The following is a 15770-nucleotide window of genomic DNA, read 5'->3' on the forward strand; positions in this document are numbered from 1 at the left end:
GAGGGGACAATGACGATCACAAGACGCACGTTGCTGGCCGCGCCCGCCATTCTCGCCGTGGCGCCCGCGGCTGCACAGGCCGGAAAGATCACGCTTGTCGTGCCGTTCCCGCCGGGCGGCTCGACCGACGCGATGGCGCGGCTGCTGCAGAGCAACCTACAGACAAAACTCAATCGCATCGTGGTGGTCGAGAACAAATCCGGCGCGGCCGGTGCGCTCGGCGCGGCGCAGGTCGCCAAGAGTCCGGCGGACGGCTCGACCTTCCTGGTGACGTTCGATTCCCACGCGGTGATCCCGGCGATTCTCGATAAGCCGCCGGTCGATGTCGAGCGCGAGCTGATGCCGGTGCTGCTGATCGGCACCGCGCCTTACGTGATCGCCGCGGGCGCCGGCCGTCCCTACAGGAGCTTTGCCGACGTGGTCGCGGCCTGCAAGGCGACGCCCGGCGCGGTGAAATATGCCTCGGTCGGCATCGGCACGCTCGGCCATCTCGCCATGACGGTGCTCGGCAGCAAAGCCGGCGTCGAGATCATGCACGTGCCCTACCGCGGCGGCGGCCCTGCGATGAACGACGTGCTCGGCGGCCATGTCGACCTGATCGCGGGATCGGCCGCGCTGGTCGCAGCCCAGCTCGGCACCAACATGCTGCGCCCGATCCTTCAACTCGGCCGCGAGCGGTTGCCGGCCCTGCCGGACACTCAGACCGCGATCGAGGCCGGCTTCCCGGATTTCGAGACGCTCGCCTGGTGGGGCATCTTCGCCCCCGCAGGCACGCCGACCGAGATCGTCTCGGCCATGGCGACGGCCTCCAAGGAGATCCTGAACGAGCCTGCGACCGCTACCCAGCTCAGGGAGACGCAGCACATGACGCTGCTGCTCCAGGAGGCCGCCGCCTTCAAGACCTTCTTCGACAAGCAGGTCGCCTATTGGGGCAAGGTGGTGAAGGACAACAACATCAGGGCGTAGGGCTGCTGGCACTCATCCGCACACGGATGCGGCGCTGCAGGCGTGTCGGGCACCAAGCCGGCCTAAATTTGTTGCAATAAGTCGATAGGCCGTCTCGGTGAATTGCAGGCGCTCGGTCTGCTACCCCCGGTATAAAGGCGATTTCGGCCTGTTTGCGAGAAGCAGCCCTCAACTCGAAGGCGCTGCGCGGCCAATCGCAGACCTTGCATTTGCCCGCCGATAGCTGTTTGCTATCCTTCCACCTGGCGGTTGTGCCTGCCCAGAGTTGTTGAGCTGTGATGATCAGAGTCGACAACACGTCCCCGGAAGGCGGCTCGGATCAGAGTCGACCAAGGCGGCACAGCGCCGCCACGGTATTCATTGATGTCGTTGGCTACTCGCGGCTGATGGGAGCGGACGAGGATGGCACGCACAAGCGGTGGATGTCGTTGCGAGCCGACGTCATCGAGCCGCGTGTTGCCTCGTGCGGCGGCGATGTGATCAAGAGCACAGGGGATGGCCTGCTTCTGGAGTTCGAGCAGCCGGTTGACGCGATCCGCTTCGCGCTCGACACTCAACTGCATCTGGCCGAAGCTTCCGCTGGCGCAAGCGAATCGCTGCAATTGAGGATGTCGGCAAATGTCGGCGACGTCATTGCTGAGCGCGACGACATCTACGGCGACGGGGTGAATATCGCAGCCCGCCTCCAGGAATTTGCCGGCGCGGGCGGCATTGTGATTTCCGGCGCCATTCACGATCGCGTCAAGGATGATGTGCACTACCATGCCGCCGATCTCGGCTTCCTGACGCTCAAGAACATCGAGCGGCGCGTTCGCGCATTCAAGATATCGCATCAGCAGTTGCGTCCTCCGACCGTCTCGGTAGCTCACGCGCTCAAACCGTCAGTCGCGGTATTGCCCCTCCAGATGCTCGGACTTGAGGCAAAGGATGCCTATCTCGCGCAGGGAATTGTCCACGACATCGTCGCTTCGCTGGCGGGTATTCGCGAGCTGTTTGTCGTATCCAGCACATCTACGCTGGGATTCAGCGATCCTACGATCGACCCGGCTGCCATCTGCCACCGCCTGGGTGTGCGATACCTCGTGACCGGAACGCTGACCCGTCAGGGTGAGCTGTTGCGGATGCGGGTGCAATTGATCGACGTCGATACCCGCTCCATGCTGTGGACCAATCAGTACGAAGCGTCGATCGCGCAGCTCTTCGATGTGCAGGAGAAGATCGCGACCAGTATCGCATATGCACTGCTTCCGCACATTCATATCTCCGAGCTGCAGCGTGCCGAGCGCAAGGTTCCACAGAGCATGAACGCTTATGATCTCGTTCTGCAGGGAATGTACCGACTGTACCGCCTCGGCCACGATGACATGATTGCCGCGCGTAGCTTGTTCGAGCGCGCCTTGGAATACGATCCGCACTATGCCGCGGCCTATGCATTAATGGCCAAGTGGTACATCCTGCACATTGGTGAGGGTCATTCCACTGACTTCAAGGCCGATTCGGCAGAAGCGCTCAGACTTGCGTCGCGGGCGCTCGAGTTCGAGCCATCAGATCCTGTTGCGCTCGCCATTTTCGGACACATCAATTCCTTTCTGTTCGCCGCGTATGACCGTGCCCTCGATGCTTTCGACCGTGCCATCTGGGGAACGCCCAATTCTGCCATTGCGTGGTCCCTGAGCGCATCGACCTATTGCTATCTCGGTGACGGCCCCCGTGCAGTGGCGCGAGCGTCCTATGGTGTGTCGCTGTCGCCGCTGGATCCGTACGCCTATTTCTATCAGTCGGCGCTCACCAACGCGCACTACACCAATGAAACCTTCGACGAGGCCGTGCATTGGGGCACGAAGGTCATGGCAGCTGCTCCGCGGTTTGCCGCGAATTTGCGGCTTCTTGCCGCGAGCCTCGTGGCCGCCGGTTCTATCGAGCGGGCGCGCGAAGTTGGCGCCGCGCACATGAGGATCGATCCCTCGTTCTCAGTTGAGAAATATTGCAGTTGGTATCCAATCAAGCAGCCGGACCGGCTCGCTCTACTTGCTGAACGATTGATTGAAGCTGGGTTGCCTCGCTGACGGCGCGATAAGTGCACCGTGGCCCTTGGTGGCCGCCCATAACATTCAGGATCCCACAAAACAGCTCTGGAGGATGACATGGGAATGGGCATGGGAATGGGGATGGGTATGGGCATGGGTATGGGTATGGGCATGGGGATGGGAATGGGGATGGGAATGGGAATGGGAATGGGAATGGCCTTCGGTGCCACGCCACCCGAGCTCGGCTTCCGACCCCTGACCTTGCAGTACGACCTCGGGCCGAACACGGACCCGAGCTTTCCGGAGAAATTGCTGCCCAAGGAATGCTGGAAAGACAGGATCGGCCCATGGGATCCCGACGTCCTTTGTCTGCTCTCTCTCACGGAGTTCATAAGGGATACCGATTGGGACACGATCCACACGGACCTCGCCGCGGAGCGGCCGACTCTGCTCGCCTGGGACCCGAGCAAGCCGGACTATCAGGATTTTGTGGCCGGCGAGATCCTGCAACTTCAGCTGCTCATGCAGACCGATCGCGAGCGCTACATGGGCGAAATCGTTGCGCAGCATGACAATGCGCCCGGATACTGGGTGAGCCTGATGGCGGCCAATAATCGTGAGCACCACTATACGCTGGTGATCATGAATCTTGCCGTTCGCATCGGCCAGATCGTGGCGGCCTTTTACAAGGACTACTACAAGCGACCGCGGCCATCGTACGCCTGCCCAGGCTTGCTGCCGGCCTTCGGCCCACCAGCACATGCTTCATTTCCAAGCGGTCATTCCTTGCAGAGCTGGCTCATGTCTCTGTTTCTGGAGGAGGTCGCGTGTTCCTACAAGTGTGAACTCGAATGGCTTGCTGACAGAGTCGCAGTGAACCGCGAGCGAGCGGGGGTGCACTATCGAAGCGATACCGAGGCGGGAAAGTTCATTGCCGAAAAGTGCAAGGCAAAGATCATGGCTCTGCCTGTCAGCTCCAAGACCAAGATGCTTTTCGAGGCGGCCAAGACGGAGTGGAAGCCAGTAACAACGGCGCCCGCGCCCGCTCCGGTTTAAGCGGCATTGCCGGAGGTCATGACGGCCGATCTTGCGGCAAACGCCGGTCCAGACCGGCGCGGGCTCTACGAAAGGGTCCACTCCCGATAACCGAGATTGTTGTCGGCGCGGACAAGATCCGCGACGACCACGGGACCGGTAGCACATGGCAGGGTGGACCCCGTATCGATGTTGCTGCGGTCGCCCGCGACGGTCGCGCGGGCGAGCAAAGCGTTTCTCTTCCCGGCCTGTGGTGTCCATCTGAAGGGTCCGAATTTCACCGGGGCCCCATTGGGTACGTAGCGCTGCGTCGTGTCGCCATCGAGCAGCTCCCAGCCGGTCGATGCGGTATTCCAGACATCGGCAGCATCGTCAGTGGCCGCGAACACGCTGACCGTCGCGCCGTTTGCCGGCTGGGCGCCGCGGTTGCGGAGAATGACGTAGACATAGTTGACATAGCCCGGGCGCGGCGCCTCATGTGGCGCGCCGTCACCCTCGCTGTGCTGGACCCATAGAACCCCGGGAAGCGCTGACCAAGTGTCGCTGTATTGGTATTCTCCCTTGCGTCCATCGTCGACGTAAATATCGATCGGCGGTGCGCTGCCCGGCTTGTTTTGGCCGGGCGAAGAGGTCTGATACAGGCCCTGTTGCTCGAAACTCCAGCGGACAACCTTGTGCAGCATTCCGCCGCGCCGTGTCGATCCCTCATAGTCGAGATCGGGCGTGCCGACATCCGCGTCCATGAGGGCGGTCGCGAACTGGGTCGCTTCGCCTGTCGGCTCCGTTTCAACGGCCCCGAGCGAAGCTATGGCGCGGACGATGAGGTAAGCAGTGTAATATGCGGCCGCCCGGCGGCGCTCGAGGTCCGGCTCGCGTGCCGGATTGCTGCGAACCGCATCACCCCCCGCGGCGAGATAGAGCCGGAACAGGGTGCTCGACAGGATCTGCTCGGAAATGTAGCCGGCGGGATCACGGGCGCCGTAAGTGGGTGCGGGTTTCTCATAGAGCGTACCGCTCCAGCCCCAGCCTTGCTCGACCTTGCGGTCGTGCCGGCGCAACGGCAGCTGGACAAAGGGGAACGTCACCCCACGCCAGGCCTTCGGGAGCTTCGACGCCGGATCACACATGATCGCTCCGAGCGCGTCGCCGGCGCTGTGAGCGAAATCGAATTCGGTCGACCCGGTCGCGGCAAGGATCAGGACATGACAGAACTCGTGCCATACGAAGCGCACGTCCGCGACGAGCCCCAAGGGGTGCTTCCAGGTGTCCGAAAGATCTGCGAGGGCAAACAGCATCGCGACGTTCCAGGGCCGCTGTGCGGTGTCGCTCAGAAACGGCGTCACGTAGGCATTGATGCCGCGGCCGTCATGTGCGCCGGACCCCGCCAGGAGCTTGGCTCGATGGTCGACGGTCAGGGGCAGCCTGACATCATGGAAGTGATCTTGCAGGCCGAAGCCGAATCCGCGGATCAGTCGCATCATGGAATCGCAATGACAGTAGGCGCTGACCGCGGCGAATTCATTCGTTCGAGCCGAGAAGGCGAATGGGGGTACCTGTTCCGGCGGATCGTATTTCTCGCCGAGCGCGGCCGGCTTGCGCACCGTTACCCGCGGACCGGACAGCCTGCGCTGTCCGCCACCGGCGTGTTCGAGGTCAAGCAGTGCCACGGGGTCGCGCTGTTGGTCGAGAGTGGTGCCGCCGCTGTCAGGTCGTATGTGGAACGTGCCTGTCTTGCTGGAGGGATCACTAAGGAAGGCATACCCGGCGCACGCCGACGCGATTGGGGTCTTGCGGATAAGCCTTGTCGCGAGAGGATCAAAGAGGACCCGGTGCGCAATCGAGTCGCCGCTTGCCACCGGCAGGAAAACCGTGGCGCTGGCCGCCAAGCCAAGCCCGCCATTCTCGTACACGGTGCTGGGCTCGCTTCGATGATACGTAACGAGTCGTCCCTCTGCGATTGCGTCCGGCGACACAAAGCCCAGGACAGGGCCGAGCCAGCCTGCGATCTTTTCCGCGTCAAGGCTGTCGGCCCACTCCGGATTGAAATCGCGAAACGCCCTTTCAACGAAGCCCGGCTTGATCGACAGGTTGGCATTCATGAGCAATGTTGATCGGGCACTGGTGATTTGCCACCGGCCGGTCTGCCGCCCGTAATGTGCGACGACACGGATGCTGCCACCCTGAACATCGGGGACGAAATTAAAACCCTTGACCTTGGTCGGAAGTGTTTGCTGACACCAGACGACCGTCGTCTCGATCTCGCCATTGCGCTTCAGTTCGCGGCGCTGTGACCATCGAAATCCTGATTTGTCGGATCGGCCCGGTCCGTTGGAATCGGCCGTGTGGTCGAGGTGGTCCAAATCGTGGTGACTGAGCGGCAGCAAAGGCGGATCGGTGTCGGACGCCAGCCTCAGATACGCGACTGCGGCTTGCTGCGCTGACACGTCAGGGTCGGCCACTGCCGGCGTCTGCAGATGGCGCAACTCACGAACAACCCCGTCCGCATCCTTCTCAATCAGAAGATCTGGTTCTTGCGGAAGATTCATAGCTCACCTCAAGGGGTCTCGATCTCCGGCACGACGGGAGGCAAGCATGCATCGGGCGGTGACCCAAAGCAAGGTTCGTTCCTCCAGGTGGAAAAGTAGTGGAAGAACAGACCTCTATGTCCACGTCACGCCCCGCGCAACGGCCGCGCGAAGCTGAGTTCATGGCCGTCGGGGTCGGTGAGATGGAAGTAGCGCTCGCCCCATTCGGCATCGCGGGGCGTGGTCGACGGCTGCCATCCCGCAGCGCGCGCCTGCTCGTAGGTCGCGTCCACGTCGGCGACATGGAAGATGACGCGGCCCCACCAGGACCAGCGCCTGTCGTCCGGCTGCGCCGTCAGGTTGAGATAGCCGCTGCCGGCGCGAAAGCTCGTGAATGCTGCGGCTTCGCCGCCATACAGCAGCTCGAACCCGAGCGAGCGGTAGAAGTGCACGGCGCGCGCCATGTTGTGGGTGCCGAGCGTGATGGCGCTGATGCTGTCGATCATGTGAGCTGCTCCGCCAGGAGGGATTGGGCCGCGATTGTACAGCCGCCTTGTTCAGCTTGACGATGGTCCGGCCCGCCTTGCGACTTGGCGAACCGCATCCTGCTCTGCTATGAGGGGGCCGAACCTGCAACTGTGGGGTTCCGCGGTCCCGTAGCTCAGCCGGATAGAGCGGCGGTTTCCTAAACCGTAGGTCGGAAGTTCGAGTCTTCCCGGGATCGCCATTTTCATCTTTCCTCTCGTATCGCGTATCAGGCCGAGATCCGCGCGAAGCGCTTGCGATATTCGGCGGGCGTCACGCCGACGTGGCGGGCAAATGCACGGCGCAGCGTGTCCGCGTCCGCAAAGCCGCAATGCAGGGCCACCTGCTTGGGCGCTTCGTTTCCAAGCTCCAGCAGGCGCCTCGCCGCGTTGACGCGGGCTTCCTCGACCCAGGTCGCAGGGGTGGTTCCGACTTCGGCACGGAATAGCCGCGCAAAGTGACGCGGGCTGATGTTTATGCGCGCTGCGAGGCTCGCGACGCTGTGGTCCAGTCCGGGATTGGCGGCGACCCAGCGCTGCAGCTCCTGCAGTGCGGCACGGCCGGCGGGGACGGTCTCGCCCTTGCGGCTGAACTGCATTTGCCCGCCCGGGCGCTTGAAGAACATGACCAGCTGGCTCGCAACCTTCATCGCCGTCTCGCGCCCGAGATCCTCCTCGACGAGGGCGAGCGCGAGATCGAGCCCCGCAGTGACACCGGCAGCCGTGCGAAGCTTGCCGTCGGTGATGTAGATCGCGTCCTTGTCCACGGTGACTGACGGGTATTTCTCGGCAAGTCGGTCGGCGACTGCCCAGTGTGTCGTAACTCGTCTGCCGTCGAGGAGGCCCGCCGCTGCAAGGAAGAAGGCGCCGCTGCAAACCGACCCGAAGCGCCGGGACCTGGTCGCCCGCCGGCGGAGCCAATCGGTCACGACGCCGTCAGCCGGCACGTCGCCGGCATGCGGGCATCCCGCGATCAGCAATGTGTCGATGCTCTCCTGGAAGCCGCGATCGATGATCCGGTCCGGCATCAGTCGCACGCCTGAAGAGCTGCGGATCGGCCCGGGCTCCGTCCCAGCCACCAAGAGCACATAGGCCTGATGGCCGGCCTGCACGTTGGCCTCGGCGAAAACGTCGAGCGGACCCGCCACGTCGAGATGCTGCACCCCGGGCAACGCCACGATCACAACCGTCCTCGGTTTCGGCTTCGCGCTCATGTCCGCCTCGGTCGGTATTTGTCTGTTTTAGACGTGTTACGTAAATTGAAGACAGAATAGCCTGGCTTTAGCTTGCGGGCGAGCAGAGATTTCAGGAGATCCTCATGCCAGAGATTGCCAAAGCCGCCGCCATTCCCGACAGCAAGCTTGCGCGCGCCATCACCGACTACATCCGTGACACCGAGACGGATCTGCTCTTCAACCATTCCAGCCGCGTCTATCACTTCGGCGCGCTCGCGGGCATTCGGCGCGGGCTGAAATTCGACCGCGAGCTGCTCTATGCCGGCGCGATGTTTCACGACATCGGCCTGATGCCGGGCCATGGCAGCAAGCACGAACGGTTCGAAGTGGACGGCGCGCACGCCGCTCGTGACTTCCTGCGCAGCCATGGCATCTCCGAAGCCGACGCCTACACGGTCTGGACCGCGATCGCGTTGCACACGACGCCGGGCGTGCCGCAGCACATGCATCCCGTCGTCGCTCTGGTGACCGCCGGCGTCGAGATGGACGTTCTCGGCCTCACCTACGAGGATTATTCCAGCGACGAACGCGAGGCGGTGGTGGAGGCTTTTCCGCGAACGCCGCACTTCAAGGAGGACATCATCCAGGCGTTCTATGACGGCATCAAGCACAGGCCGGATACCACCTTCGGCAACGTCAAGGCCGACGTCATCGCCGACAAGGAGCCGCATTTCCATCGCGGCAATTTCTGCAGCTTTATCCGCGGCTCGCATTGGCACGGCTGAGCCGGCGTTCGGCCCTACCGCCTCTTTCTTCAAACCACCGATCGGGAATCATCACATGAGCGACAAGCCACCCCATCTCACGCACGCGACCGGCGCTCCCGTCAGCGACAACTTGAACATCATGACCGCCGGCCGTCGTGTCCCCGCCCTTCTGCAGGACATCTGGCTGATCGAGAAGCTGGCTCATTTCGACCGTGAAGTGATCCCCGAGCGGCGGATGCATGCCAAGGGATCGGGCGCCTTCGGCAGCTTCATCGTTACATCACCCGCTATACCAAGGCGAAGATCTTCTCGCAGATCGGAAAGCAGACGCCGATGTTCGCACGGTTCTCGACCGTCGCCGGTGAGCGCGGCGCGGCCGACGCCGAGCGCGACATCCGTGGCTTTGCGCTGAAATTCTACACCGAGGAAGGCAACTGGGACATGGTGGGCAACAACACCCCCGTATTCTTCTTCCGTGATCCCCTGCGCTTCCCCGATCTCAATCACGCGATCAAGCGCGACCCGCGGACCGGGATGCGCAGCGCCGACAACAATTGGGATTTCTGGACGCTGCTGCCGGAGGCGCTGCATCAAGTCACCATCGTCATGAGCGAGCGCGGCATTCCCAAGAGCTATCGTCACATGCACGGGTTTGGCAGCCATACCTACAGTTTCCTCAACGCTGCCAATGAGCGGACCTGGGTGAAGTTTCACTTCCGCACGCAGCGGGGCATCGAGAACCTGACGGATGCCGAGGCCGAGGCGCTCGTCGGCAAGGACCGCGAGTCTCATCAACGCGACCTGTTCGGGAGCATAGAACGCGGCGATTTTCCGCGCTGGACCATGTTCGTGCAGGTCATGACGGATGAAGAAGCCAAAGCGTTTCCGTTCAACCCCTTCGATCTGACCAAGGTCTGGCCCAAGCCGGACTTTCCGCTGATCGAGGTCGGTTATTTCGAGTTGAACCGGAATCCCGAAAACGTCTTTGCCGAGGTCGAACAGGCGTCCTTCTCGCCGGCTCATGTCGTGCCCGGCATCGGCTTCTCGCCCGACAAGATGCTGCAGGCTCGTCTGTTCTCTTATGGAGACGCTGCGCGCTATCGGCTCGGCGTCAACCATCACCTGATTCCGGTCAATGCCCCAAAATGCCCGTATCACAGCTACCATCGCGACGGCGCAATGCGGACGGACGGCAATTTGGGGAGAACGCCGGCCTATTTTCCTAACAGTCACGGCGAGTGGACCGATCAGCCCGATCTCAACGAGCCACCGCTGGAGATAGACGGCGCCGCCGCCCACTGGGATCATCGCGTCGACGACGACCACTATCAGCAGCCCGGAGACCTGTTCCGCAAGATGAGCGCGGCGTAGCGGCAGGTCCTGTTCGACAATACGGCACGCGCCCTCGGCAGTGCAGCCGTCCACATCCAGGAGCGCCACATCGCGAACTGCACGAAAGCCGATCCGGCCTATGGCGGCGGTGTCCGCCAAGCGCTGATGCGCCTTGCCACGGTTCGCTCGGAATAGGTGTATCGACAGCACCCCGGAAGAGAGGCATCTGCGTCGCAGGTCGGCGCGTGGCACTTACCGGGATCTCCGATTTGTCATGGGTCTTCGTCTCCGTTACCAGGGACTCCGGCGCAAAAATTGCTAGAAGGATAGGGATTCCCTCTCTTCGGCTGACCAGTCGGCCGCCTCATAGCCACATCAGGAGACCATGATGCCTTTCGACCTCATCCTGCGCGGGGGCCGCGTGGTCGACCCTTCGCAGAAGCTCGATGCCGTGACCGATGTCGCCTTTGCCGGCGGCAAGGTCGCCGCCATCGGCACCGGGCTCAAGGCCGATCCCGGCACGGAGGTGCGCGACGTTTCGAAATACATCGTCACGCCGGGGCTGATCGATCTGCACACCCACGTCTATTGGGGTGGCACCTCGCTCGGCATCGATGCCGAGGAATTCTGCCGTCTCTCCGGCGTCACCACGGCGGTCGACACCGGCAGCGCCGGGCCGGGCAACTTCGCCGGCTTCCGCAAGCACGTCATCGAGCCGAGTCAGGTCCGCATCCTCGCTTACCTGCACGTCTCCCATGCCGGTATCTTCGGCTTCTCGCACCGGATCATGGTCGGCGAGAGCGAGGAATTGCGGCTGATGAATCCCATCGAGGCGGCGAAGGTGGCCGATGCCAACCGCGACCTCATCGTCGGCATCAAGGTGCGCGTGGGCTTGCACTCCTCGGGCACCTCCGGGGCCGTGCCGCTCGACATTGCGCTGGAGGTTGCGAACGAGGTCGGCATGCCGCTGATGGCGCATATCGACCACCCGCCGCCGAGCTATGAGGAGGTGCTGGCCCGCCTGCGGCCCGGCGACGTGCTGACCCACGCGTTCCGTCCCTTCCCCAACACGCCGGCGACGGCGCAGGGCACGGTGAAGAAGGCAGTGCTGGACGCGCGCGAGCGCGGCGTGCTGTTCGACATCGGCCACGGCAAGGGCTCGTTCGCCTTCAAAACCGCGCGCGCCATGCTCGCCAACGGCTTCTATCCGGACACGATCTCCTCCGACATCCATCAGCTCTGCATCGACGGCCCGGCCTACGACCAGGTCACGACCATGTCGAAATTCCTGTGCATGGGCATGGAGCTGCCCGACGTGATCGCGGCCTCGACGGTGAATGCGGCAATGGCGCTGCGGCGCCCCGAGCTCGGCAGCCTCAAGCCGGGCAGCGTCGGCGACGCCACGCTGATCTCGGTCAGGCAGGGCCAGTTCGATTATGAAGACGTCGTCGGCGAGCGCCTGATCGGGGATCGCAAGATCGTCTCCGAGGGCGTCGTCATCGGCGGCTGCTGGTGGCATCCGAATTGAGCGGCCCACGATCGAGAGCGTGCACAGGGCGCGCTATCAGTCGCGTCCAGCCTCCATGATCGCATGGGCGAGCCGCGCCGGATCGGAGAAGCACAGCTCATGGCTTCCCGGCACCTGCACCAAACGGAACAGGCCGAGCTTCTCCGACAGACGCGGATGCCAGCCATAGCTGTGCGGTAGCGCGGTGTCCTCGGTGCAGTTGATGTAGGATTTGGCCAGCGGCATCTCGGCCGGATTGGTCTTGAGCGCGATCTTGTCGGTGAAGGTCGCCAGCGGATGCGGGTTGAGGACCTCGTAAGCCTTCTGCGCCAGCGCGATATCGGCATCGTTGATGAAGGCTTCGCGCCAGATCGGGAAGGGCAGCACCACCGAGCCGTCGCCGCGCTCGGCCGCGATCGCGTCGAACAGCCCGATATAGTGCGGCGGCACCATGTCGTTGAGACATTCGCCATTGTTGGGCACGAAAGCATTCCAGTAAACCAGGCGGCGGATGCGCTCCGGCGCGAGATCGGCAACGCCCGTGATGACCATGCCGCCATAGGAATGGCCGAGCAGGATGACGTCTTTCAGATTGTTCTCGGCAAGGTAGTCGACGATCGACTGGATCGCTTCCGTTAGCCCTGTGGTCTTGGCGTCGCCCGGACGGTTGCCCTTGATGGTGGGGGTATGGACCTGATGACCGGCCGCGCGGATCGTCGCGGCGACAGGCTCGAACTCGGCTCCGGTGTGCCAGGCTCCGTGGACGAGAACGTAGGTCGACATGTTGTGGCTCCTCCCGAGGGTGTGGTTAGATCGAGGCTGCGCGGCCTTTGGCCGGTGCGGCGCGGCCGTACGTCGATTGTGGACCGGCGGCTGATTTGCCGCTTGGCTGGGAGTGAACCGGATTGGTCTTGGAGTGAACCGATGCAGCAGATCGAGCGCGCCATTCCGTCACGTCAATCGGCCTGGAATACTGCGGGCGTGCGGCCGACCGAGCAATTCGCCTATTATCGCGAGGCGATCTGCCAGGCCTTCATGAATCTGACGCCGGAGCCGGCGGCCGCAGCCGGCTTTCCGGCCAGCGTCGAGCACGTCCGTCTCGGCGATGCCGCGATCAACCGCGTCAGCTTTCCCGAACATGTGGTGCGGCGCTCTGCGGCCGACATCGCGGCATCCGACCGCAGTTGCTTCTACCTCAACCTGAAGCTGGCCGGCCGCTGTCGCATCCAGCAGGGGGATCGCGAGATCAGCCTGTCGCCCGGACAGGTCGGCATCTTCGACAGCGATCGGCAGTTCGCGCTTCTGCACGACCGCGGGCCACAGTTGCGCGTCGCCTCGTTCTGGGTGCCCGGCTGAGCTCTTGCGCGAACGGTTGCCGGCCTCGTTCGATGTCGGAGCAGCGCGCGTCTCCGACGATCCCTATGTCGGCCATCTCATCGCCGAGACGGCGCGCACGCTCAGCGACGGGGCGCTGCGCCTAACCGAGGATGAGGGCGTGCGGTTGTTCCGGGCGTTGATCGAGCTGGTCGCCGTGAGCCTGTCGCGGCGCAGCCGGGCAGGCGCCGCGGAGGCCGAGGGTCTCGCCGACGCAACCACGCTGGCGGTGAAGCGTGCCATTCAACGGCGGCTCCGCGAGCCCGGCCTTGCGGTTGCCGATATCGCCGAAGCCGTAGGCATCAGCGAGCGCTACGTGCATAAACTGCTCGCGCGATCAGGCTCCAGCTTCACCGATTACGTCATCGACCACCGGCTCGACGGCGCAGCCAGGGATCTCAGGAATCCTGCGATGGCGGCCCGTGCGATCGGCGCCATCGCGTTCGACTGGGGCTTTTCGGACCTCTCCCACTTTACGCGGCGCTTCAAGCAGCGCTTCGGCTGCCGGCCGAGCGACTGGCGCGCGCGATGATCTACAGCGAGCTGGTCTACAAGGATCTGGCGATCAGCAGCTTCATGATCTCGTTGGTGCCGCCATAGATCTTCTGGATGCGGGAATCGATGAAGATGCGCGAGATCGGGTATTCCTGCATGTAGCCGTAGCCGCCGAACAGCTGCAGGCATTCGTCGGCGGTCTCGACCTGCTTCTCCGAGCACCAGTATTTCGCCATCGAGGCCGTGACCGTGTCGAGATCTTTTGCGATCAGGCGCTCGATGCACCAGTCCACGAAGACGCGCCCGATCATCGCCTCGGTCTTGCGCTCGGCCAGCGTGAAGGCGGTGTTCTGGAAATCCATCAGCGGCTTGCCGAACGCCTTCCGCTCCTTGGTGTAGTCGGTGGTGAGCTTGACCGCGCGCTCCATCGAGGCGACGGCGCCGACCGCGAGTGCGAGGCGCTCCTGCGGCAATTGCTGCATCAGCTGGACGAAACCCTGGCCTTCCTCCTTGCCGAGCAAATTCTCCGGCGGCACCGTGACGTTGTCGAAGAACAGTTCCGACGTGTCGGAGGCATGCAGGCCGATCTTGTCGAGATTGCGCCCGCGCTTGTAGCCGTCGGCACCCGCGGTCTCGACCACGATCAGCGAAATGCCCTTGGCGCCGGCATCGCCGGTGCGCGCGACCACGATGACGAGATCTGCGGCCTGGCCGTTGGTGATGAACGTCTTCTGGCCGTTGATGACGTAGGAATTGCCCTGTTTCTTCGCCGTGGTCTTCACGGCCTGGAGGTCCGAGCCGGTGCCGGGCTCGGTCATGGCGATGGCGCCGACCATCTCGCCGGAGGCCATCTTGGGCAGCCAGCGCTTCTTCTGCTCCTCCGAGCCGTAATTGAGGATGTAATGCGCGACGATGGCGCTGTGCACGGAGACCCCGGTCGTCATCTCCGGCACCGTGCTTTCGAGGTCTTCCAACACCGCTGCGTCATAGGCGAAGGTCGCACCCAGGCCGCCATATTCCTCCGGCACGCTCGCCAGCAGCGCGCCCATCTCGCCGAGCCCGCGCCAGGCAAAGCGGTCGACCATCTTCTGCTCGCGCCATTTTTCGGCATGCGGCGCCAGGTCCTTGGCGAGATATTTCCGGAACTGGTCGCGGAACGTGTCCAGCTCTTCGGTCATCCACGACGATCGGTATTGCATCAGCCCCTCGCTCTCAGACAATCAGGCCGCCACCGGCGACCACCACCTGGCCGCTGATATAGTTGGATTCCGGGCTGCAGAACAGATAGACGGCGTCGGCTGCCTCTCCCGGCGTGCCACCGCGGCCGAGCGGGATCATGCGCGACATGGCTTCGAGCATGTGCGGCTGCACGCCCACCTTGATGTCGCGGCCGGCGACGTCGATGGTCTTCTGCTGCGCCTCGATCGGTTGGGTCAGACGGGTGTTGATGAGGCCGAAGGCGACGCAATTGACGTTGACCTTGTAGCGGCCCCACTCCTTGCACATGGTTCGGGTCAACCCGATCAGCGAGGCCTTGGCCGAGGAATAGCTTGCCTGTCCGGCGTTGCCGTAGAGGCCTGCGATCGAGGAAATGTTCACGACCTTGCGGAACACCTCGCGCCCCTCCTCGGCTTCCTTCCTGGCAAAGACGCGGATCGGCTCGGCCGCCGCGCGCAGAATCCGGAACGGCGCGACGAGGTGGACGTCGAGCATGGCCTGAAACTGCTCGTCCGTCATTTTCTGGATGGTGGAATCCCAGGTGTAGCCGGCATTGTTGACGATGATGTCGAGCCCGCCGAACTTGTCCAGCGCGGCGCCGACGAAGCGGTCGGCGAAGCCCGTTTCCGCGACGCTGCCGTTCACGGCGGCGGCGTCTCCGCCGAGCGCCTTGATCTCCGCGACCACGGCGTTCCCCGGTTCGGCATCGAGGTCATTGACGACGAGCTTGGCGCCCTCGTGCGCGAGCTTGAGTGCAATCGCGCGTCCGATGCCGCGGCCGGAACCGGTGACGAGCGCGACCTTTCCCTGCAGTTTTGCCATTTT

Annotated in this window: 11 protein-coding genes, 1 tRNA gene and 2 pseudogenes; 8 read left to right on the plus strand and 6 right to left on the minus strand. The window is 63.4% G+C overall.

Annotated elements, in window-relative coordinates; genetic code table 11:
• Window positions 1–9: 9 nt before the first annotated feature.
• The 3 genes from ABIG06_RS14530 (at window position 10) to ABIG06_RS14540 (ending at window position 4049) form a co-directional block, all read left to right on the plus strand.
• Complete coding sequence (locus tag ABIG06_RS14530) at window positions 10–966, plus strand: tripartite tricarboxylate transporter substrate-binding protein (RefSeq protein WP_370137275.1); 957 nt, start codon at window positions 10–12, stop codon at window positions 964–966.
• Window positions 967–1244: 278 nt separating this feature from the next.
• Window positions 1245–3032, plus strand: coding sequence for an adenylate/guanylate cyclase domain-containing protein (locus ABIG06_RS14535; RefSeq protein WP_370137277.1), 1788 nt, complete (start codon window positions 1245–1247; stop codon window positions 3030–3032).
• A gap of 78 nt (window positions 3033–3110) precedes the next feature.
• Window positions 3111–4049 (plus strand): phosphatase PAP2 family protein, encoded by a 939-nt coding sequence (locus tag ABIG06_RS14540; protein ID WP_370137280.1) that lies wholly within the window; start codon window positions 3111–3113, stop codon window positions 4047–4049.
• A 65-nt stretch (window positions 4050–4114) separates the two neighbouring features.
• Here ABIG06_RS14540 and ABIG06_RS14545 read toward each other — a convergent pair whose 3' ends face one another.
• Window positions 4115–6574, minus strand: a complete 2460-nt coding sequence (locus tag ABIG06_RS14545) for a hypothetical protein (protein ID WP_370137282.1) — start codon at window positions 6572–6574, stop codon at window positions 4115–4117.
• A 125-nt stretch (window positions 6575–6699) separates the two neighbouring features.
• Entirely contained in the window at window positions 6700–7059 is a 360-nt protein-coding gene (locus tag ABIG06_RS14550) for a VOC family protein (RefSeq protein ID WP_370137284.1), read from the minus strand.
• Window positions 7060–7203: 144 nt separating this feature from the next.
• Between ABIG06_RS14550 and ABIG06_RS14555 the strand changes: the two genes are divergently transcribed.
• Window positions 7204–7280 (plus strand) — tRNA-Arg (locus ABIG06_RS14555).
• 27 nt (window positions 7281–7307) lie between these two features.
• Here the strand turns inward: ABIG06_RS14555 and ABIG06_RS14560 are convergent.
• The gene (locus ABIG06_RS14560; RefSeq protein WP_124162785.1) at window positions 7308–8291 is read right to left on the minus strand and encodes a GlxA family transcriptional regulator; all 984 of its coding nucleotides are present in this window, start codon (window positions 8289–8291) and stop codon (window positions 7308–7310) included.
• Between the two features lie 104 nt (window positions 8292–8395).
• Here ABIG06_RS14560 and ABIG06_RS14565 point away from each other — a divergent pair, with 104 nt between their 5' ends.
• The 3 genes and pseudogenes from ABIG06_RS14565 (at window position 8396) to ABIG06_RS14575 (ending at window position 11879) form a co-directional block, all read left to right on the plus strand.
• A complete protein-coding gene (locus tag ABIG06_RS14565) occupies window positions 8396–9037 on the plus strand; it encodes an HD domain-containing protein (protein ID WP_370137286.1) in 642 nt (213 codons plus the stop codon).
• A 55-nt stretch (window positions 9038–9092) separates the two neighbouring features.
• Window positions 9093–10546 (plus strand): annotated as a pseudogene (locus tag ABIG06_RS14570) (catalase).
• 193 nt (window positions 10547–10739) lie between these two features.
• Window positions 10740–11879, plus strand: coding sequence for an amidohydrolase/deacetylase family metallohydrolase (locus ABIG06_RS14575; protein ID WP_370137288.1), 1140 nt, complete (start codon window positions 10740–10742; stop codon window positions 11877–11879).
• Between the two features lie 36 nt (window positions 11880–11915).
• Here the strand turns inward: ABIG06_RS14575 and ABIG06_RS14580 are convergent, their stop codons facing one another.
• Window positions 11916–12641 carry an alpha/beta hydrolase gene (locus tag ABIG06_RS14580; protein WP_124162789.1) on the minus strand — a complete coding sequence of 242 codons (726 nt, stop codon included), beginning with the start codon at window positions 12639–12641 and terminating at the stop codon, window positions 11916–11918.
• Window positions 12642–12782: 141 nt separating this feature from the next.
• Between ABIG06_RS14580 and ABIG06_RS14585 the strand changes: the two are divergent.
• Window positions 12783–13764 (plus strand): annotated as a pseudogene (locus ABIG06_RS14585) (helix-turn-helix domain-containing protein).
• 16 nt (window positions 13765–13780) lie between these two features.
• On the opposite strand, the gene ABIG06_RS14590 reads toward ABIG06_RS14585, so the two are convergent.
• Entirely contained in the window at window positions 13781–14926 is a 1146-nt protein-coding gene (locus ABIG06_RS14590; RefSeq protein ID WP_124162791.1) for an acyl-CoA dehydrogenase family protein, read from the minus strand.
• Window positions 14927–14939: 13 nt separating this feature from the next.
• Window positions 14940–15767 (minus strand): SDR family NAD(P)-dependent oxidoreductase, encoded by an 828-nt coding sequence (locus ABIG06_RS14595; protein ID WP_124162792.1) that lies wholly within the window; start codon window positions 15765–15767, stop codon window positions 14940–14942.
• Between the last annotated feature and the right edge of the window lie 3 nt (window positions 15768–15770).

Source organism: Bradyrhizobium sp. USDA 326 (assembly GCF_049739485.1).
In the GTDB taxonomy this organism is placed as follows: domain Bacteria; phylum Pseudomonadota; class Alphaproteobacteria; order Rhizobiales; family Xanthobacteraceae; genus Bradyrhizobium.

What these genes read in the sequence shown, in the direction of transcription:
- ABIG06_RS14530 (WP_370137275.1), top strand. Translation starts at nt 10, where the DNA reads ATGACGATCACAAGACGCACGTTGCTGGCCGCGCCCGCCATTCTCGCC.
- ABIG06_RS14535 (WP_370137277.1), top strand. Translation starts at nt 1,245, where the DNA reads ATGATCAGAGTCGACAACACGTCCCCGGAAGGCGGCTCGGATCAGAGT.
- ABIG06_RS14540 (WP_370137280.1), top strand. Translation starts at nt 3,111, where the DNA reads ATGGGAATGGGCATGGGAATGGGGATGGGTATGGGCATGGGTATGGGT.
- ABIG06_RS14545 (WP_370137282.1), bottom strand. Translation starts at nt 6,574, where the DNA reads ATGAATCTTCCGCAAGAACCAGATCTTCTGATTGAGAAGGATGCGGAC.
- ABIG06_RS14550 (WP_370137284.1), bottom strand. Translation starts at nt 7,059, where the DNA reads ATGATCGACAGCATCAGCGCCATCACGCTCGGCACCCACAACATGGCG.
- ABIG06_RS14560 (WP_124162785.1), bottom strand. Translation starts at nt 8,291, where the DNA reads ATGAGCGCGAAGCCGAAACCGAGGACGGTTGTGATCGTGGCGTTGCCC.
- ABIG06_RS14565 (WP_370137286.1), top strand. Translation starts at nt 8,396, where the DNA reads ATGCCAGAGATTGCCAAAGCCGCCGCCATTCCCGACAGCAAGCTTGCG.
- ABIG06_RS14575 (WP_370137288.1), top strand. Translation starts at nt 10,740, where the DNA reads ATGCCTTTCGACCTCATCCTGCGCGGGGGCCGCGTGGTCGACCCTTCG.
- ABIG06_RS14580 (WP_124162789.1), bottom strand. Translation starts at nt 12,641, where the DNA reads ATGTCGACCTACGTTCTCGTCCACGGAGCCTGGCACACCGGAGCCGAG.
- ABIG06_RS14590 (WP_124162791.1), bottom strand. Translation starts at nt 14,926, where the DNA reads ATGCAATACCGATCGTCGTGGATGACCGAAGAGCTGGACACGTTCCGC.
- ABIG06_RS14595 (WP_124162792.1), bottom strand. Translation starts at nt 15,767, where the DNA reads ATGGCAAAACTGCAGGGAAAGGTCGCGCTCGTCACCGGTTCCGGCCGC.